20 protein-coding genes are annotated in these 15,996 nt (G+C 61.3%); 12 read left to right on the forward strand and 8 right to left on the reverse strand.

Features of this window, described 5'->3' with window-relative positions:
- The first annotated feature begins 7 nt into the window (after positions 1-7).
- Positions 8-880 carry a 50S ribosomal protein L11 methyltransferase gene (locus tag RBB32_RS14390; protein ID WP_306153663.1) on the forward strand — a complete coding sequence of 291 codons (873 nt, stop codon included), beginning with the start codon at positions 8-10 and terminating at the stop codon, positions 878-880.
- A 322-nt stretch (positions 881-1,202) separates the two neighbouring features.
- Positions 1,203-1,349: a hypothetical protein gene (locus RBB32_RS14395; RefSeq protein WP_306153665.1), complete on the forward strand. Its 147-nt coding sequence runs from the start codon at positions 1,203-1,205 to the stop codon at positions 1,347-1,349.
- 176 nt (positions 1,350-1,525) lie between these two features.
- Here RBB32_RS14395 and RBB32_RS14400 read toward each other — a convergent pair whose 3' ends face one another.
- Positions 1,526-1,714 carry a DUF1127 domain-containing protein gene (locus RBB32_RS14400; RefSeq protein ID WP_306153667.1) on the reverse strand — a complete coding sequence of 63 codons (189 nt, stop codon included), beginning with the start codon at positions 1,712-1,714 and terminating at the stop codon, positions 1,526-1,528.
- Positions 1,715-1,948: 234 nt separating this feature from the next.
- Between RBB32_RS14400 and ruvC the strand changes: the two genes are divergently transcribed.
- From ruvC to ruvB, 3 genes are read left to right on the forward strand one after another with little or no spacing between them, the layout of a single operon-like run.
- Complete coding sequence (gene ruvC / locus RBB32_RS14405) at positions 1,949-2,440, forward strand: crossover junction endodeoxyribonuclease RuvC (RefSeq protein WP_306153670.1); 492 nt, start codon at positions 1,949-1,951, stop codon at positions 2,438-2,440.
- On the forward strand, positions 2,437-3,108 hold the full coding sequence (gene ruvA, locus RBB32_RS14410) for a Holliday junction branch migration protein RuvA (protein WP_306153672.1): 672 nt from the start codon (positions 2,437-2,439) through the stop codon (positions 3,106-3,108). The genes ruvC and ruvA overlap by 4 nt, the downstream gene beginning before the upstream one ends.
- A 3-nt stretch (positions 3,109-3,111) precedes the next feature.
- Positions 3,112-4,140 carry a Holliday junction branch migration DNA helicase RuvB gene (gene ruvB / locus RBB32_RS14415; protein WP_306153675.1) on the forward strand — a complete coding sequence of 343 codons (1,029 nt, stop codon included), beginning with the start codon at positions 3,112-3,114 and terminating at the stop codon, positions 4,138-4,140.
- 174 nt (positions 4,141-4,314) lie between these two features.
- Here the strand turns inward: ruvB and RBB32_RS14420 are convergent, their stop codons facing one another.
- Together RBB32_RS14420 and RBB32_RS14425 are read right to left on the reverse strand one after the other, a co-directional pair.
- On the reverse strand, positions 4,315-4,758 hold the full coding sequence (locus RBB32_RS14420; protein ID WP_306153676.1) for a MaoC family dehydratase: 444 nt from the start codon (positions 4,756-4,758) through the stop codon (positions 4,315-4,317).
- Positions 4,759-4,860: 102 nt separating this feature from the next.
- Complete coding sequence (locus tag RBB32_RS14425; RefSeq protein WP_306153678.1) at positions 4,861-5,733, reverse strand: TIGR01459 family HAD-type hydrolase; 873 nt, start codon at positions 5,731-5,733, stop codon at positions 4,861-4,863.
- 289 nt (positions 5,734-6,022) lie between these two features.
- Between RBB32_RS14425 and RBB32_RS14430 the strand changes: the two genes are divergently transcribed.
- Positions 6,023-6,514 (forward strand): flavin reductase family protein, encoded by a 492-nt coding sequence (locus RBB32_RS14430; RefSeq protein ID WP_306153680.1) that lies wholly within the window; start codon positions 6,023-6,025, stop codon positions 6,512-6,514.
- 144 nt (positions 6,515-6,658) lie between these two features.
- Here the strand turns inward: RBB32_RS14430 and groL are convergent, their stop codons facing one another.
- Together groL and groES are read right to left on the reverse strand one after the other, a co-directional pair.
- A complete protein-coding gene (gene groL / locus RBB32_RS14435; protein WP_306153682.1) occupies positions 6,659-8,305 on the reverse strand; it encodes a chaperonin GroEL in 1,647 nt (548 codons plus the stop codon).
- Between the two features lie 50 nt (positions 8,306-8,355).
- Entirely contained in the window at positions 8,356-8,643 is a 288-nt protein-coding gene (gene groES, locus RBB32_RS14440; protein ID WP_306153684.1) for a co-chaperone GroES, read from the reverse strand.
- A 209-nt stretch (positions 8,644-8,852) separates the two neighbouring features.
- Here groES and RBB32_RS14445 point away from each other — a divergent pair, with 209 nt between their 5' ends.
- Positions 8,853-9,839: a TraB/GumN family protein gene (locus RBB32_RS14445; protein ID WP_371931066.1), complete on the forward strand. Its 987-nt coding sequence runs from the start codon at positions 8,853-8,855 to the stop codon at positions 9,837-9,839.
- Here RBB32_RS14445 and RBB32_RS14450 read toward each other — a convergent pair.
- Positions 9,814-10,482 (reverse strand): DUF2161 domain-containing phosphodiesterase, encoded by a 669-nt coding sequence (locus tag RBB32_RS14450; protein ID WP_306153688.1) that lies wholly within the window; start codon positions 10,480-10,482, stop codon positions 9,814-9,816. The two genes, RBB32_RS14445 and RBB32_RS14450, sit on opposite strands and share 26 nt — an antisense overlap.
- A gap of 96 nt (positions 10,483-10,578) precedes the next feature.
- On the opposite strand from RBB32_RS14450, the gene RBB32_RS14455 reads away from it, so the two are divergent.
- Together RBB32_RS14455 and RBB32_RS14460 are read left to right on the forward strand one after the other, a co-directional pair.
- On the forward strand, positions 10,579-11,499 hold the full coding sequence (locus tag RBB32_RS14455; RefSeq protein ID WP_306153689.1) for a manganese-dependent inorganic pyrophosphatase: 921 nt from the start codon (positions 10,579-10,581) through the stop codon (positions 11,497-11,499).
- 111 nt (positions 11,500-11,610) lie between these two features.
- Positions 11,611-12,468 (forward strand): DMT family transporter, encoded by an 858-nt coding sequence (locus RBB32_RS14460; protein WP_306153690.1) that lies wholly within the window; start codon positions 11,611-11,613, stop codon positions 12,466-12,468.
- Here RBB32_RS14460 and RBB32_RS14465 read toward each other — a convergent pair.
- Together RBB32_RS14465 and RBB32_RS14470 are read right to left on the reverse strand one after the other, a co-directional pair.
- Entirely contained in the window at positions 12,449-12,952 is a 504-nt protein-coding gene (locus RBB32_RS14465) for a GreA/GreB family elongation factor (RefSeq protein ID WP_306153691.1), read from the reverse strand. The two genes, RBB32_RS14460 and RBB32_RS14465, sit on opposite strands and share 20 nt — an antisense overlap.
- Position 12,953: 1 nt before the next feature.
- Positions 12,954-13,397 (reverse strand): NUDIX hydrolase, encoded by a 444-nt coding sequence (locus tag RBB32_RS14470; RefSeq protein WP_306153693.1) that lies wholly within the window; start codon positions 13,395-13,397, stop codon positions 12,954-12,956.
- 61 nt (positions 13,398-13,458) lie between these two features.
- Here RBB32_RS14470 and RBB32_RS14475 point away from each other — a divergent pair, with 61 nt between their 5' ends.
- The 3 genes from RBB32_RS14475 to RBB32_RS14485 form a co-directional block, all read left to right on the forward strand.
- Complete coding sequence (locus RBB32_RS14475; RefSeq protein ID WP_306153695.1) at positions 13,459-14,190, forward strand: alpha/beta fold hydrolase; 732 nt, start codon at positions 13,459-13,461, stop codon at positions 14,188-14,190.
- Positions 14,177-15,325: an alpha-D-ribose 1-methylphosphonate 5-triphosphate diphosphatase gene (locus tag RBB32_RS14480; protein ID WP_306153697.1), complete on the forward strand. Its 1,149-nt coding sequence runs from the start codon at positions 14,177-14,179 to the stop codon at positions 15,323-15,325. Before RBB32_RS14475 ends, RBB32_RS14480 begins: the two co-directional genes overlap by 14 nt.
- A 36-nt stretch (positions 15,326-15,361) precedes the next feature.
- The coding region (locus RBB32_RS14485; protein WP_306153699.1) for an RluA family pseudouridine synthase at positions 15,362-15,996 on the forward strand (635 nt) is incomplete at its 3' end.

Raw genomic sequence — 15,996 nt, forward strand, 5'->3', positions numbered from 1 at the left:
AGCAGAGATGCCCACATTCACCGCCCTGACCACCCTGAAAGGGAAAGAGGCCGCCGAGGCGCTTGGCACGGATATGGAAGGTCTGAGCCCGGAACCGACCGGCGTGGGGGTTTTCGAGATCGAGGATGGATCGGGCCTGTGGGAGGTGGGCGGCTATTTCGACGAGGCCCCGGACGAGGCGGGGCTTGCCCTTTTGGCCACGATGCACGGGGCGAAAGAATTTGCCGTCTCGGAGCTGCCCGAAGTGGATTGGGTGGCCAAGGTGCGGCGCGAGTTGGTGCCAGTGGAGGCGGGGCGCTTCTTTGTCTATGGCAGCCACGATGCCGACAAGGTGCCCGAGGGGTGCGAGCCTTTGCTTATCGAGGCGGCCATGGCCTTTGGCACCGGGCACCATGGCACGACGCAGGGGTGCCTGCGGGCGCTGGACCGCTTGGCGAATGAAGGCTTTACCGGCAAATCGGTGATCGACGTGGGCTGTGGTACTGCCGTTCTGGCGATGGGCGCGGCGCGCATTTGGCCGGGTGAGATGCTGGCCAGCGATATCGACGAGGTTGCCGTGGACGTGGCCCGCGCCAACGTGGTGGCCAATGGCCTTGAAGGCCGGGTCAAATGCCTTGAGGCGGCGGGGCTGGACAATGCGGAAATCCAGGGCGCGGCACCCTTTGACCTGATCTTTGCCAATATCCTCAAAGGCCCGCTGATTGACCTGTCTCCGGGTCTGACGGGCAACCTGATGTCGGGGGGGTACTTGATTCTGTCGGGAATCCTGAACGAGCAGGCCGACGAGGTTGTCGAGGTTTATTCGCGCAATGGAAACAGTACCGTGTATCGCGAGGAAATTGGTGAGTGGACGACGCTAACGCTTCGAAAAACCGAATAAAAACAAGGTTAAATTACGTCTTTTCGTGAGGCGTGCCCCATTCCTGCCACAATTCAAACCTAATTTGAACGTGAAGTCGGTGGGGGCCGTTTCAAACGGGATCAATAATCAAATGGATGACGCTGCCAAGTCATACAAGGCATTTGATGCGCGCCTTAAAGGTATTGCGAAGCGCAGAACGCGCCTTGAAAACGGGTATAAAAGCAAGGTCACGAAGGACGGCCTTATTATCTTCCGTCCCCATCGCCGTACACGCGGGCGCATTTCCCTGCGCGGTATTTTCTACCTTATCTTCGGGTTCTTTTTGCTTAAGGGCATGATCATGGCCCATATCGGCGGCACGATCTATGCGCAGCGTGTCGCCACCCTTCAGGAAGGAACGATCGTGGAGCGTGTCGGAGGGTTCGTCATGCAACCCGATGTCGTGACACGTGCGATTGCCACGCAATTGCGCCCCCTTCTCAAGTGATCAGGGTTTCGCCTGACAGTAGGTTTAACAAGTAATCTGTTCCTCTCTCGTCTCTCAAGACAAAACCCTGCGCGGTGGTCCCGGCGCAGGGTTTTTCTTTGTGTCGCGATGCGAGCGACTGAGGCTTTTCGCAGAGACCCTGCGGATATCCCCGGGTGTCCGTTTCGCGGCGCGCTTTAGCAGGAGCGTGCCACGCGGTCGATATCGCCACGGCTCAGGCCGATGTCTTCCAGTTCACGGTCGGTCAGGGCCGACAGCGCCTTGCGGGTGGCGCGGGCGTCGTTCCATGCCGAAACGGCAGCGAAGAGGGTGACAAGGCGGGCGGCGAAGCCGTTGTGCGGGCGTGCAATGCTGAGATCGGCCATGGGGTGGCTCCTTCTTTGATCCGGTGATTTATAAGGGGGGCGGAGTAACCTCCGTCATTGATGTGGCATCTAGGGGGAAGGCCTTTTGCCCACAAGTTAGTCTTTTTGCATAATCCTTATGCAGTTCCTGCATGGCTTAAATCTTGGGCGATTATTGGCGCGCTGCGCTTTTGCCTTGGGTTATGTTCTTGTTTCGTGCTAGTGCTTTGGAAAACCAAAAGGCAGGGCAGTGATATGCGGGTTTTGGGCATTGACCCCGGATTGCGAAACCTCGGCTGGGGCGTGATCGACGTGGATGGCAGCCGTTTGAGCCATGTGGCCAATGGCATATGCCGGTCGTCGGGGGCGGAGTTGCCGGAGCGGTTGCTGTCGCTTTACGGTCAATTGACCGAGATTTGCGCAAGCTATGCGCCACAGGCCGCCGCGGTGGAGCAGACGTTCGTCAACAAGGACGGGGCCGGAACCCTGAAATTGGGCCAGGCGCGGGGGATCGCCCTGTTGGTTCCGGCGCAGCGCGGTTTGGCCGTGGGCGAATATGCCCCGAACACGGTCAAGAAAACGGTGGTGGGCGTGGGCCATGCCACCAAGGACCAGGTGGCGCATATGGTAAAGGTGCAATTGCCCGGGGCCGATTTGGCCGGGCCGGATGCGGCGGATGCCTTGGCGATTGCCATTTGCCATGCGCATCACGCGCGGTCGCAGACCCTTCAGGAGGTGCGGGCATGATCGGGCGTTTGGCAGGGCGGATTGATTCCCGCGCGGCGGACCATGTTTTAATCGACGTGAAGGGGGTTGGCTATCTCGTTTATTGCTCGGACAGAACCATGCAGGCCTTGCCGGGGGTCGGGGAGCACGTGGCGCTTTATACCGACCTTTTGGTGCGTGAGGACTTGTTGCAGTTATACGGGTTCACGACGCTGGCCGAGAAGGAATGGCACAGGTTGCTGATGAGCGTGCAAGGGGTGGGCGCGAAAGCCTCGCTTGCCATTCTGGGCACTCTGGGGCCGGATGGCGTGGGCCGGGCGATTGCGCTGGGCGATTGGAACGCGGTGAAGGCGGCCAAGGGCATTGGCCCCAAGACGGCGCAGCGGGTGGTCAATGAATTGAAGGACAAGGCGCCCGAGGTTATGGCGATGGGCGCGGCGGGATCGGCCCCGGCGCAGGCACCCGCGGCGGAGCCCGATGATGTGATCGAACCGGTTGCGGCCCTGGCACCCGCAGCGGCGGCCCCCAAGGGCCAAGCGCAGGCCGAGGCACTGTCGGCACTGGGCAATCTGGGCTATGCGCCCGGTGAGGCGGCGGGGGCCGTGGCGCAGGCCGCAGGCGACGCGCCCGAGGCCAGCACGGCGGAATTGATCCGTGCCGCGCTCAAGCTGTTGGCACCGAAGGGGTAAGCCATGGATCAGCCCGACCCCACCCTGCGCCCCGATCCGTTACCAGAGGATGCCGACCGGAGCCTGCGCCCGCAGGCCCTTGATGAATTCATCGGGCAGGCCGAGGCGCGCGCCAACCTCAAGGTTTTCATTCAATCGGCCCGGCAGCGGGGCGAGGCGATGGACCACACGCTGTTTCACGGCCCGCCCGGTTTGGGTAAGACGACGCTGGCGCAGATCATGTCAAAGGAATTGGGGGTCGGGTTTCGCATGACCTCGGGGCCGGTTCTGGCCAAGGCGGGGGATTTGGCGGCGATCCTGACCAACCTTGAACGCAACGACGTGTTGTTCATCGACGAGATTCACCGCCTGAACCCGGCGGTGGAAGAGGTGCTGTACCCCGCGATGGAGGATTTCGAGCTGGACCTTGTCATCGGCGAGGGGCCGGCGGCGCGGACGGTGCGGATCGAATTGCAGCCCTTTACGCTGGTGGGGGCAACAACGCGGCTGGGGCTTTTGACGACGCCGTTGCGCGATCGGTTCGGGATACCCACGCGCTTGCAGTTCTATGCCGAGGACGAGTTGCACGAGATCGTCACGCGCAATGCCATTCGGATGGGCGCCCCCGCGGACAGTGCTGGTGCGCGCGAGATCGCGCGGCGCTCACGCGGGACGCCCCGGATCGCCGGGCGGCTGTTGCGCCGGGTGGTGGATTTCGCCGTGGTCGAGGGCGATGGCACGATCACCAAGGCGCTGGCCGACGGGGCGCTGACGCGGCTGGGGGTGGATAACCTTGGGCTGGACGGGGCCGACCGGCGGTACTTGCGCCTGATTGCCGAAGCTTATCAAGGCGGGCCGGTTGGGATTGAAACCATCAGTGCCGCGCTTTCGGAAAGCCGCGATGCTTTGGAAGAGGTGATCGAGCCCTTCCTGTTGCAGCAGGGCTTGATCCAACGCACGCCACGGGGCCGGATGCTGGCCCAAGGGGGCTGGCGGCATTTGGGGATGGCCCCGCCGAAAGCGGCGGGCCAGAGCGATCTGTTCGGGAAATAGAAAAAGGCGCTTGTGACACCGTTTCGAAACGGCGTGAACCAAGGCCTTTCGAAAGGCCTTGGCCGGTTTGTTAGAGCGTTTCCAGTTTACCTTGAAACAAAGTGCATCACCGATGTCCCGAGAAGGCCGTAGGCCTGGCAGGGTATTGGGGATGCAATAATAACTGGAAACGCTTTAGTCGAACTTGCCCGAGGGGGCGAGGACGGTGGCTTCGCCGATCAGGACTTTCTTACCGTTCACAAGGCAGCGGCAATCGAGTTGCACGCGGCGTTTGCCGTGTTCGATGCCGACAACCTCGACCTCGGCATGGACCATGTCGCCGGGGCGCACGGGGCCGAGGAACTTCAAGGTCTGGCCCATGTAAACGGTGCCATGGCCGGGGAGTTGTTCGCCGATCACAGCCGAGATCAGGCCAGCGGTGAGCATACCATGGGCGATACGGCCCTCGAAGATCGTGTCCTGGGCGTAATCGTCATCGAGGTGCACCGGGTTCCGGTCGGTCGAGACCTGCGCGAACATCTCGATATCTTCGTCGGTCACCACTTTGCGCAGGTGGCGCGTCATGCCCATCTCGATCTCTTCGATGGTGATGGTTCCGCGCGGCATGTTATCCAACATTCGACCCTCCTGAACTGATCGATTGGGTAATTTTACGACACCAAGGTGCCCAATGTTGGAACTTTATTACTTTGCAGGCGCAGAAAAGCAAGGGCTTTTTTGCTAGCGCAGATGGCCAATGGTATAGGTCGGGTTGGATTTTTCCTTTTCGATATAGCTGTTTAGCGCGGTTTCATCGGGTTGGTGCGACGTTTTTGTTTCCTTGGCTGCAAGGCCGCCGGAAATGAAAAGGGAATCAATGCCTTCGCCCATGGCCCCGGCGATATCGGTATGGATGCCATCGCCGATGGCGAGAATCGCATCATTGGGCACATCATGGCCAAGCGCGGCAAGGCGACGGCGGGCAAGGTCGTAAATCGGCGGATGCGGTTTGCCGAAGTAAAGGCTTTCGCCGCCCATCTCGGTGTAAAGCCGCGCCAGGGCCCCGGCGCAAAACTCGCGGTGATCGCCACGATCGACGACGATATCGGGATTGGCGCAGAGGAATTTCAGGCCCTTTTGCTTGGCATACAGGAACTGCGGGCGCATCTCGGCGGGGTCGGCGGTGGGATCGAAGGGGCCGGTGCAGACGATGCCCTCGGCCTCGTCGAGCGGGACGCATTGGATGTTGGCGGGGTCTTCGATCAGGCGCAGGGGTTCGAAAAACTTGCTGTCGCGATCTTCCCCGATGAAAAAGACCTTTTCGCCGACCACGCCCCGGAACATGGCGGCACGTGCACTGTCGCCGGAGGTGGCGATGGAATCCCATGCCTCTTCGGGGACGCCGAAGGGTATAAGCTGTTTTTCCACCCCGTGGCGGGCGCGGGGCGAGTTGGTGACAAGAATCACCACGCCGCCCTGTTCGCGGTACTGCAGGAGGGCGGTCACGGCCTCGGGCAGGGCTTTGACCCCGTTATGGACGCAGCCCCAGAGATCGACGAAAAGCGCCTCGTAGCGGTCGGAAATCTCGGAGAGGGCGGAAATCAATTGTGTCATGTCGGGACTGTCCGGTTGTGGTAAATGTTGCCTTGGTATGTCAGGCAGACGCCGGGATTTCCAGTTGCCAATTTGCGCCCTGTTGCGTTCGTCATTATACCCAAGGCAGGGGCGTAAGGCAGCGATGCGCGGCGTTCCATGAAACGCTGTGACGCGGGGGGCGCGCGAAACGCCCCAGATTGGCCTTTTTCCTGTGGTTCGCTATCTACTACAAGGCAGAGACCGATGTGACGCCAAGGGCGGACCAAGTTGACGGTGAGCAGATGAGACAGAACAAAGTGAGCGCGGCATGAGCGCGGCGCGAGATGCCTTTATCAATGCCATGCGGCAGGTGGCCTCGACCGTGACGGTTGTTACGACCGATGGCCCGGCGGGGCGTTCAGGGGCGACGGTAAGCGCCTTTTCGTCGCTGTCCGCCGATCCGCCTTCGGTTCTGGTGTGCCTGAAGGATGACAGCCGCATTGCCAAGGCGGTGCGCGGGAACGGGGTGTTCTGCGTCAACGTCCTGCCCGAGGACGCGGTGCAAATCGCGCAGTGTTTCGCCGGGGCCTATGACGACAAGGAACCCGACCGCTTTGCCGGGGTCGAGGTGTCGGATACCGAATTCGGGCCGATCCTGTCGCGGGCCACGGCCTTTACCTGTACGCTGGATCGCACGGTGAGTCATGGCACACATGATATTTGCATTGGCACGGTAACGGGTATTTCCAACGCGGGCGAGGCGCCTTTGGCCTATATGCACGGATCGTTCCACGTGGTGCGGCCCAAGCGGGCGGTGTGATTCCCGACACTGCGGAATAGAAAAAGGGGCGCCGGTGTGGCGCCCCTTTTTTATTTGCTGGTTGGTGATGTTTTCGGCGGTCGGCGTTTGGCCGTGTTGGCCAAACGCCTGCTGCCTGACAGTTTTTCGCGGAAGCGAAAAACCTTACATCATGCCGCCCATGCCGCCCATGTCGGGCATGCCGCCGCCGCCGGCGCCAGCGCCTTCGGACTGCGGCTTGTCAGCCACCATCGCTTCGGTGGTGATAAGCAGGCCAGCGATCGAGGCTGCGTCTTCCAGCGCGGTACGGACCACTTTGGCGGGGTCGATGACACCGAATTTGAACATGTCGCCATATTCTTCGGTTTGCGCGTTGTAGCCGAACTTCAGATCGTCGCTTTCGCGGATCTTGCCAGCCACGACCGACCCGTCAACACCGGCGTTCTCGGCGATCTGGCGCAGGGGTGCTTCCAGAGCTTTGCGCACGATGTTGATGCCGTTGTTCTGGTCGCTGTTGACGCCTTGCAGGCCGTCAAGCGCCTTGGCACCCTGGATCAGGGCAACGCCACCACCGACAACGATACCTTCTTGCACGGCCGCGCGGGTCGCGTTCAGGGCGTCATCGACACGGTCTTTACGCTCTTTCACCTCGGTTTCGGTCATGCCGCCAACGCGGATGACAGCGACACCGCCGGCGAGTTTCGCAACACGCTCTTGCAGCTTTTCGCGGTCGTAGTCCGAGGTGGTTTCCTCGATCTGGTTGCGAATCTGGCCAACGCGGGCTTCGATCTCGGCTTTTTCACCCGCGCCTTCGACGATGGTGGTCTCATCCTTGCTGATCGACACTTTCTTGGCCGAACCCAGCATGTCCATGGTGACCGACTCGAGCTTCATGCCGAGGTCTTCGCTGATCACCTGACCGCCGGTCAGGATCGCGATGTCCTGCAGCATGGCCTTGCGGCGATCGCCGAAGCCCGGTGCCTTGACGGCCGCGATTTTCAGGCCGCCGCGCAGCTTGTTGACCACGAGGGTTGCCAGTGCTTCGCCTTCGACGTCTTCGGCAATGATCAGAAGCGGCTTTTGCGACTGGATCACTTGCTCAAGCAGGGGGACCATCGGCTGCAGCGACGAGAGTTTCTTCTCGTGCAGCAGGATCAGGCAGTCGTCCAGCTCGGCGATCATCTTGTCGGAGTTGGTGACAAAGTAAGGCGACAGGTAACCGCGGTCGAACTGCATACCTTCGACGACGTCGGTCTCGGTCTCGGTGCCTTTGTTTTCTTCAACGGTGATCACACCGTCGTTGCCAACTTTCTGCATCGCGTCCGCGATTTGCTGACCGATTTCCGCTTCGCCGTTGGCCGAGATGGTGCCGACCTGGGCAACCTCGTCGGAGTTTTCGACGGGGCGAGCCGCGCTTTTGATGGCTTCGACAACCTTGGTGGTGGCAAGGTCGATGCCGCGCTTGAGGTCCATCGGGTTCATGCCTGCGGCAACCGATTTCATGCCCTCTTTGGCAATCGCCTGTGCCAGCACGGTGGCGGTGGTGGTGCCGTCACCGGCTTCGTCGTTGGTGCGGTTGGCCACTTCTTTGACCATTTGCGCGCCCATGTTCTCGAACTTGTCTTCCAGTTCGATTTCCTTGGCGACCGACACACCGTCCTTGGTGATGCGGGGCGAACCGAAGGATTTGTCGAGAACGACGTTCCGGCCTTTGGGGCCGAGCGTCACTTTGACGGCGTTGGCCAGAGTGTTGACGCCGCGCATCATTTGGTTGCGGGCATCTGTGTCAAACTTGACGTCCTTGGCAGACATGCTTGTCTCTCCTGACTATCTGTTGGTGTTGTGTGCGTGCGAAAAAGCGATCAGGCGATGACGCCCAGGATGTCGCTTTCTTTCATGATCAGAAGTTCCTCACCGTCGAGGGTGATTTCGGTGCCCGACCATTTGCCGAACAGAACCTTGTCACCTGCGTTTACGGCCATCTCGATCAGCTCGCCGTTGTCTTTGCGGGCACCGTCGCCCACGGAAACAACTTCGCCCTCTTGGGGCTTTTCCTTGGCGCTTTCGGGAATGATGAGACCACCAGCGGTTTTCTCGTCGCTTTCGACGCGGCGGACCAGTACACGGTCATGCAGCGGTTTAAATGCCATTGTCTTTGGCTCCTTGGCTCAAAGTTTCCTCCTAATGACCCCGGGTGGGGCCATTAGCACTCAGTCGAAGCGAGTGCTAACGACGCATAGCTAAGGAGCGGCCTTATCCGAGTCAACATATCCCACGTAAAAAATTGTATGGGCAATTGCGCCTTCTCGGGGGGCGCTCTAGCTTCTTGTGCAAAGCGATCTCTTGAAGGGTGTATGAAATGTTGCGGTATCTTGCTGTTGTTTTGTTCGTGTTCTCGTCCGAGGCGGCATTTGCCCGTTGCGAGGGGCGCGATTTGATCGCCGAAATGCCAGCCGCCGAGCGCGCCGCGCTTGAGGCGAAGGCAGGGCAAGAGGCCTTTGCCGAGGGCCTTTTGTGGCGGGCCACACGTGGCGAGACCGAGATCAGTTTTTTCGGCACCTACCATTTTCCGCACGAGCAGACCCAAGCGCATCTAGAAGCGGTCACGCCCTATATCAAGGCCGCCGACCGGGTCTATCTTGAGGTTTCGAATGCCGACACGGCCAAGTTGGAGCGGGAAATGGCCGAGGACCCGTCGCTTATGTTCATCACCGAGGGGCCGACCCTGCCGGATTTGTTGGGCGAGGCCGATTGGACGCAATTTGCCGAGGAGATGCGCGCGCGGGCCATTCCGCCGTTTTTCGCGGCCAAGTTCAAGCCGACATGGGCGGCGATGATGTTGGGGATCGGCCCATGTGAAGCGCGTAGCGGAGCGCTGGAGGGAGATGGGATTGATAAGCTGGTGGGCGATCGTGCCGCCGAGATCGGCAACCCCTCGCACTCGCTTGAGGATTATCGCGCGTTGCTGACCATGCTGGATTCTTTCCCGATGCAGGATCAGTTGGACATGATCCGCATGTTCTTTGCATGGTCCGGCAGCCCCGACGACATGGCCTATACCCTGCGGCAGCGGTATCTGGCGCAGGAGGTCGCCTTGATCTGGGCGTTTTCCGAGAAGATGACGCTGGACCTTGGTGGGGAGGCCGCTAGGGAAGATTTCGCGCTGTTCGAGCAAAAAATGCTGATTGATCGAAATGCCGCCTGGGTGGTGCGCCTGTTGGACGAGGCGCAGGGCCAGAAGGTGTTTGCCGCCGTGGGCGCGGCGCATTTGCCCGGTGAGATCGGGGTTCTGCGGCTTTTGGAAGACGAAGGGTTCGAGATTACCCGGCTTTCGCTGGACCCGTGATCGCAGCCTCACCGGCCTTGGTCACGGCGTAGATACCGCGTGCCGCGCGAAAGAAATAGCCGTGGTGATTATCGGCCATGATCCTTGTGGCGCGGGATACGCCCGTTGCCTTGGCGATGTCAGAGCCTTTCGAGGGGCCGTGTTCGGCCAGGTAGGCGGCGCATCTTAGGGCGTCTTGTTTATAGGCCGTCATCACCTTGCCACGGGTGCCGCCGGCGTTGGGGTCACCTTCGCGCGTGGCGAACTCCTTGAGGAGGGCCGCCTTGCGGGGGGCGGATTTGCGGGGCTGGAAGGGGCCGGGATCGCAGTGGACTTCGACCGCGCCAGACCCCGGTGATACGCTGAGTACCCCCAGGCCAAGTCGGCGGCAGAGGCCAAGATTGCCTTTGAAAGCGCGCCAGCCAGCACGGCCTTTCCAGCGCGGCACGGCAACATAGATGTGTTCGGACAGTGCCTGTCGCGCGACGGCCTGTTGCAGCAGGGTGAGGGAAAACCCGGTTTTGAGTTCGACGATCACCGGCTCGCACCCCTCTTGGCAGGCCACCACATCGGCGGGGCCGACCTCGGATTTGACATCATAGCCCAAACCTTCAAGCCAAGTCTTGATCGGTGCGTATAACTCGGTTTCCGCCAGTTTTCCCATCTGGGCAAAATGGCCGCATCCGGGACGGGTGACAAGCCGTGCCGTCCCGCCTATAAGGCGCGCAAATCAACCCCATTCAAGTCACAGGACAGTCAAATGAGCACCCTTGTTTTCGGCCATAAATCCCCCGACACAGATTCCACCGGCTCGCCCATCCTTTGGGCATGGTACATGAACGACGTGAAGGGCGGCGATGCCGAGGCGGTTTTGCTGGGCGAACCCAACACCGAAGCGGCCTTTATGTTGAAAAAGTGGGACCTGCCCAAGCCGCGCATCATTTCGGACGTGGACGAGGGGCAGGCCTGTGTCATCGTTGACACCAACAACCCCGCCGAACTGCCCGAGAACATCAATAACGCCGACGTTCAGGCGATCATCGACCACCACAAACTGGTTGGTGGGCTTGAGACCAAGGGCCCGATCGACATCACCGTGCGCCCCTTGGCCTGCACCGCGACGATCATGGTCGACCTGATGGGCGACGATGCCGCCAAGATGCCTGATGCCATGAAGGGCGCGGCCCTGACCTGCATCCTGTCGGACACGCTTGAGTTCCGCAGCCCGACCACCACCGAGCATGACCGCGAGGTCGCCAATAAGCTGGCCGCCGATCTGGGCGTGAACGTGGGCGATTACGCCGCCGAGATGTTCGCCGCAAAATCCGACGTCAGCGCCTTTTCCGATGCCGAGCTGATCCGCATGGACAGCAAGGAATACGAAGTCAGCGGCACCAAGTTCCGGGTCAGCGTTCTGGAAACCACCGCGCCGGGCATGGTTCTGGACCGCAAGGAAAGCCTGATGGCGTCGATGAAAGATGTGGCCTCCGAGGATGGTGTGGACGAGGTTTTGTTGTTCGTCGTGGACATCCTGAACGAGGAAGCCACGCTTCTGGTGCCGAATGACGTTGTGAAAACCTTGGCCGAGAAAAGCTTTGGCGCATCGGTCGAGGGCGACACGGTTGTTTTGCCCGGCATCATGAGCCGTAAGAAACAGATCATCCCGAACCTTGCGCTGTAAGCGGGTCCGGATATCGTAATGGAAAGGGCGCCCGGGTGGCGCCCTTTTTCGTGGCCGCGGCATGGAGAATGTGCCAAAAGGGTAGTTGAATTGAGACTCTTGGGATCAATAATGCCCGTTTTCCTGCTAACATCCCTGACAATGCTGGCCTTCGCGGCGAATTCTGTTCTTACGCGGGCGGGGCTTGTCGGCGGCGGGATGGACGCGGCGAGTTTCGGGGTGGTACGGCTGATTTCGGGGGCTGTGGCGTTGGCCTTTCTATGTTTTCTGACGCGCGGGCATCTGCGGCTTGGCGGGCCGGGGCGTGTGACCGGGGTGCTGGCGCTTCTGGTTTACATGTACGGGTTTACCGGGGCCTATAATGCGCTGGATTCCGGGCTTGGGGCCTTGATCCTGTTTGGCATGGTGCAGATTACCATGTTCGCTTGGGCGGTGCGCGCCAAGGAAGGCGTCAGCACCCGCCGCTGGATCGGGGCGGCGATGGCCATGGTGGGGCTGGCGTGGCTTTTGTGGCCGGTGGGCGAGGCGCAGGTAAGCCTGTTGCACGGCGGGTTGATGGCCGTGGCGGGGATTGCCTGGGGCGTTTATTCCCTTTCGGGGCGTGGCGCGTCGGACGCCCTGCAATCGACGGCGGCGAATTTCGTTTGGGCGGTGCCGGTTGGGGCCTTGGCCCTGATCCTGCCCGCCAGCCAGGGCGAATTGATGGTGGACACGCGGGGCGTTGTCTTGGCCATCTTGGCGGGGGCCGTCACCTCGGGGATGGGCTATGCCCTGTGGTACACGGTTTTGCCACGGCTGATGGCGTCAAGCGCTGCGGTGGCGCAACTGACCGTGCCGGTGATCGCCATGGCCGGTGGCATGGCCCTTTTGGGCGAGGCGCTGACGTGGCGGTTCACGCTGGCCACGGTACTGGTACTGGGGGGCGTGGCGATTGCGGTTTTGCCGCGCGTCAGGCGGCGTCAAAGCTGATTTCCAGCACTTCGAGTTCGACAATCCCGGTGGGCTTTGGCCATTCGACGATATCGCCGCGCTTGGCCTCCAACAGGGCGCGGGCCAGCGGCGAGATATGGGTAATGAGGCCCTTTCCCGGCTCCGCCTCGTCCTCGCCCACGATGGTATAGCGGGCGGTCTGGCCATCCTCATCTTCGACCAACACCGTTGCACCAAAGCTGATGTGCTCGGGCGGGGCTTGCGGTGGCTCGACCAGAATGGCCGAGGCCAGACGTGTCTCGACATAGCGCAGATCGCGTTCGGCCACGGCGAGAGGGTAGTGATCGGGCAGGTAATCGCGGTTTTCGCGCAGGCGGGTCACCTCGGCCTCAAGCGCTGCTTTACGCTCTTGCAAAAGGTGCAGGCCACGTGGCGTGACGTGGTTGGGGTGGGTACTGATCGGCAGATCGGGCAGGCGCTGTGGGCTGCTGCCGTCCTCTTCCTTTGTAAAGGCCTTGTTCATCTTATTTCACCAGTCTTTCCAAGGGATCGTAACCGATTGCGCCGCCGTTGCCAAAGGCCACGTCTGGCAGGCTATCGGGTTTGAACCGCAGGCCCGCCATTTGATCACGGGTGACAAAGCGGCGGCGGGTGACGATGGCCTCGGGGTCTTGCCATGTATCGCACAACGTGCCGTCGGTGATGGTGCAGCGAAAGAACACCTCGACCTGGTGAAAGGCGTTGTCGGGGTTGTGAAACTCGTTGACCAGACAGGGGGCTTCCACGGCGACGGTCAGCCCGCATTCCTCGTGCACCTCGCGGCGAAGGGTGTCGGGCAGGGATTGTCCACGGTCCACACCGCCGCCGGGCGCGCACCAAAGATCACTGGTATTCCCGGGAAAGGCATTGACCAGAAGCAGGCGGTTTTCGTGCAGGATGACCGCGCGGGCGGCAAGGCGGATGGGCATAAGCTGTGGTCCCTTGCGATTTCCCCTGTTGTAACGGGCGGAATGGGCCTATCTCAAGCGCATGAAAACCCTGTTGACCTGTCTTGCCCTGATCCTGCCCTTGCCGGCCCTGGCCGATTGCGTTGTCTTGTTGCATGGATTGGCACGTACCGATGCCTCGTTCATCGTGATGGAAGAGGCCTTGCAGCTCGAAGGGTATACGACCTTTCGACCGGATTACCCTTCGACCGAATTGGATATCGAACAGTTGGCATATGATACATTGCCTTACGCGGTGCGGGTCTGTGGCAAGAGCCGGGTTCATTTCGTGACCCATTCGATGGGTGGCATTTTGCTGCGCTATTGGCTGCGCGACAACCGGCCCGGTGATATGGGCCGGGTGGTGATGCTGGCGCCGCCGAATCATGGCTCGGAACTGGTGGATGAACTGGGCGGGCTGGAGTTGTTCGAATGGATGAACGGCCCGGCGGGCATGCAGTTGGAGACCGGGCAGGAGGGGCTGCCCGAGCAGTTGCCGAAGGTGGATTTCGAACTGGGTGTGATTGCCGGGAACCGGTCGCTCAACCCCTATTTTTCATCGCTGATTGAGGGGCCGGATGATGGCAAGGTCTCGGTCGCCTCGACCAGGATCGAGGGGATGAACGACCATATCACATTGCCGGTGACACATACCTTCCTGATGAACAACCCGCTGGTCATCGCGCAGGTGATCGAGTTTCTGGAGACCGGTAAGTTTGACCATGACATGGACCTTGGGGACCTGATTTGGGGTGGGCAGGATGACAGCGATTGACCTGACCTTGCAGGGGGCCGAGGTGCTTTTGCCCGACGGCCTGGCCGAGGTGCCTTTGGCCCTGTCGGGCGGGCAGATCGCCGATACGCCCGTGGGGCGCGAGGTGGATTTGCGCGGCTACATGGTGCTGCCGGGGATCGTGGATATTCACGGCGATGCCTTTGAAAAACACCTGGCCCCGCGCCGTGGCGCGATGAAGGATCTGGACCAAGGGTTGGTCGCGGCGGAGGCCGAGATTGCCGGCAACGGGATCAGCACCTCGGTTCTGGCGCAGTTCTTTAGCTGGGAAGGGGGCATGCGCGGGCCGGAGTTCGCGGGCCGGGTTCTGGCCGGGCTGGACGAGGTGCGCGACAGTTTGATGACCGACCTGCGGGTGCAGCTTCGGTTCGAGATCTGCATGCTGGATTCCTACGGGGATTTCGAGGCTTTGGCGGCACGGCACGGGGTGGATTACGTGGTGTTCAACGACCACCTTCCGCATGAGGAGCTTGCCAAGGGCAAGCGGCCCCCGCGCCTGACGGGGCAGGCTTTGCGCATCGGCAAGAACCCGGAAAAGCATCTGGCCGATTTGCAGGCGTGGCACGCGGCGATGGACCAGGTGCCTGCGGCGGTTGATGCGCTCGCGCGGTCGTTTCGGGACAAGGGCGTTGCCATGGGCAGCCACGATGATCGGACCCAAGCGGATCGGGCCGCGTGGCGGGCGCGCGGCGCGCGGATTGCCGAATTCCCCGAGACCTTGGAGGCGGGCGAGGCCGCCCATGCGGGCGGTGACCCGGTTATCCTTGGTGCGCCAAACCTTGTGCGGGGCGGGTCGCACAAGGGCAATGTCAGCGCGCTTGAGATGGTGGCCATGGGGTATTGCACCGCGCTAGCCTCGGATTACCACTATCCGTCCATGCGGCGGGCGGCGTTTTTGCTGTCTGACGGCGGGGTTCTGGATTTGGCCGCGGCATGGGGGCTGATTTCTGCTGGCCCGGCGGAGATTCTGGGGCTTGAAGATCGGGGTGCCTTGCAGCCCGGCAAGCGCGCGGATTTGATCGTGATGGAGCCCGCAACGCGGCGGGTTTGCGCCACCATGAGCGCGGGGCGGTTCAGTTACCTGAGCGGCGAGGTCGCGGCCCGGTTCATCGGGTAGGTGGCCCTTGACCGTGGCTTGGTGTAAGCGGCGGGCATGAGTGACTATGCGCCCCCCGATACGCCCCTTGATGTGATTCACGAGGACCATGAGATCGTGATCGTCAACAAGCCCTCGGGGCTGTTGTCGGTGCCGGGCAAGGGCGCGCATCTGGCCGATTGCCTGATTTCAAGGGTGCAGGAGGTCTTTCCCACCGCCCTTTTGGTGCATCGGTTGGATCGCGATACCTCGGGCGTGATGGTCTTTGCCCAGACCCCGCATGCGCAGCGGCACCTGGGCCTTCAGTTTGAGAAGCGACAGGTGAAGAAGATTTACGTGGCGCGGGTTGCGGGCCGGTTGGAACCCAAGACCGGTACGGTGGACCTGCCCCTGATCGTGGATTGGCCGAACCGCCCCTTGCAAAAGGTCTGCCACGAGACCGGCAAGCCCGCGCAGACCGATTGGCGGGTGCAGCGCTATGGCGAGGGGGAAACGCGGGTGCGGCTTTTTCCCAAGACCGGACGGAGCCATCAATTGCGAGTGCATATGCTGGCGATGGGGCATGTGATTTTGGGCGATCCGCTTTATGCGGCGGGGGCGGATTTGGCGTATGAGCGGCTGATGCTGCATTCCGAGGAATTGCGATTGCGTCATCCTGATGGCGGCGGGGGGATGTCATTCAGGGCGAAAGC

This window comes from Roseovarius sp. MMSF_3281, assembly GCF_030733685.1.
GTDB lineage: Bacteria > Pseudomonadota > Alphaproteobacteria > Rhodobacterales > Rhodobacteraceae > Roseovarius.

What these genes read in the sequence shown, in the direction of transcription:
- RBB32_RS14390 (WP_306153663.1), top strand. Translation starts at nt 8, where the DNA reads ATGCCCACATTCACCGCCCTGACCACCCTGAAAGGGAAAGAGGCCGCC.
- RBB32_RS14395 (WP_306153665.1), top strand. Translation starts at nt 1,203, where the DNA reads ATGGCCCATATCGGCGGCACGATCTATGCGCAGCGTGTCGCCACCCTT.
- RBB32_RS14400 (WP_306153667.1), bottom strand. Translation starts at nt 1,714, where the DNA reads ATGGCCGATCTCAGCATTGCACGCCCGCACAACGGCTTCGCCGCCCGC.
- ruvC (WP_306153670.1), top strand. Translation starts at nt 1,949, where the DNA reads ATGCGGGTTTTGGGCATTGACCCCGGATTGCGAAACCTCGGCTGGGGC.
- ruvA (WP_306153672.1), top strand. Translation starts at nt 2,437, where the DNA reads ATGATCGGGCGTTTGGCAGGGCGGATTGATTCCCGCGCGGCGGACCAT.
- ruvB (WP_306153675.1), top strand. Translation starts at nt 3,112, where the DNA reads ATGGATCAGCCCGACCCCACCCTGCGCCCCGATCCGTTACCAGAGGAT.
- RBB32_RS14420 (WP_306153676.1), bottom strand. Translation starts at nt 4,758, where the DNA reads ATGTTGGATAACATGCCGCGCGGAACCATCACCATCGAAGAGATCGAG.
- RBB32_RS14425 (WP_306153678.1), bottom strand. Translation starts at nt 5,733, where the DNA reads ATGACACAATTGATTTCCGCCCTCTCCGAGATTTCCGACCGCTACGAG.
- RBB32_RS14430 (WP_306153680.1), top strand. Translation starts at nt 6,023, where the DNA reads ATGAGCGCGGCGCGAGATGCCTTTATCAATGCCATGCGGCAGGTGGCC.
- groL (WP_306153682.1), bottom strand. Translation starts at nt 8,305, where the DNA reads ATGTCTGCCAAGGACGTCAAGTTTGACACAGATGCCCGCAACCAAATG.
- groES (WP_306153684.1), bottom strand. Translation starts at nt 8,643, where the DNA reads ATGGCATTTAAACCGCTGCATGACCGTGTACTGGTCCGCCGCGTCGAA.
- RBB32_RS14445 (WP_371931066.1), top strand. Translation starts at nt 8,853, where the DNA reads ATGTTGCGGTATCTTGCTGTTGTTTTGTTCGTGTTCTCGTCCGAGGCG.
- RBB32_RS14450 (WP_306153688.1), bottom strand. Translation starts at nt 10,482, where the DNA reads ATGGGAAAACTGGCGGAAACCGAGTTATACGCACCGATCAAGACTTGG.
- RBB32_RS14455 (WP_306153689.1), top strand. Translation starts at nt 10,579, where the DNA reads ATGAGCACCCTTGTTTTCGGCCATAAATCCCCCGACACAGATTCCACC.
- RBB32_RS14460 (WP_306153690.1), top strand. Translation starts at nt 11,611, where the DNA reads ATGCCCGTTTTCCTGCTAACATCCCTGACAATGCTGGCCTTCGCGGCG.
- RBB32_RS14465 (WP_306153691.1), bottom strand. Translation starts at nt 12,952, where the DNA reads ATGAACAAGGCCTTTACAAAGGAAGAGGACGGCAGCAGCCCACAGCGC.
- RBB32_RS14470 (WP_306153693.1), bottom strand. Translation starts at nt 13,397, where the DNA reads ATGCCCATCCGCCTTGCCGCCCGCGCGGTCATCCTGCACGAAAACCGC.
- RBB32_RS14475 (WP_306153695.1), top strand. Translation starts at nt 13,459, where the DNA reads ATGAAAACCCTGTTGACCTGTCTTGCCCTGATCCTGCCCTTGCCGGCC.
- RBB32_RS14480 (WP_306153697.1), top strand. Translation starts at nt 14,177, where the DNA reads ATGACAGCGATTGACCTGACCTTGCAGGGGGCCGAGGTGCTTTTGCCC.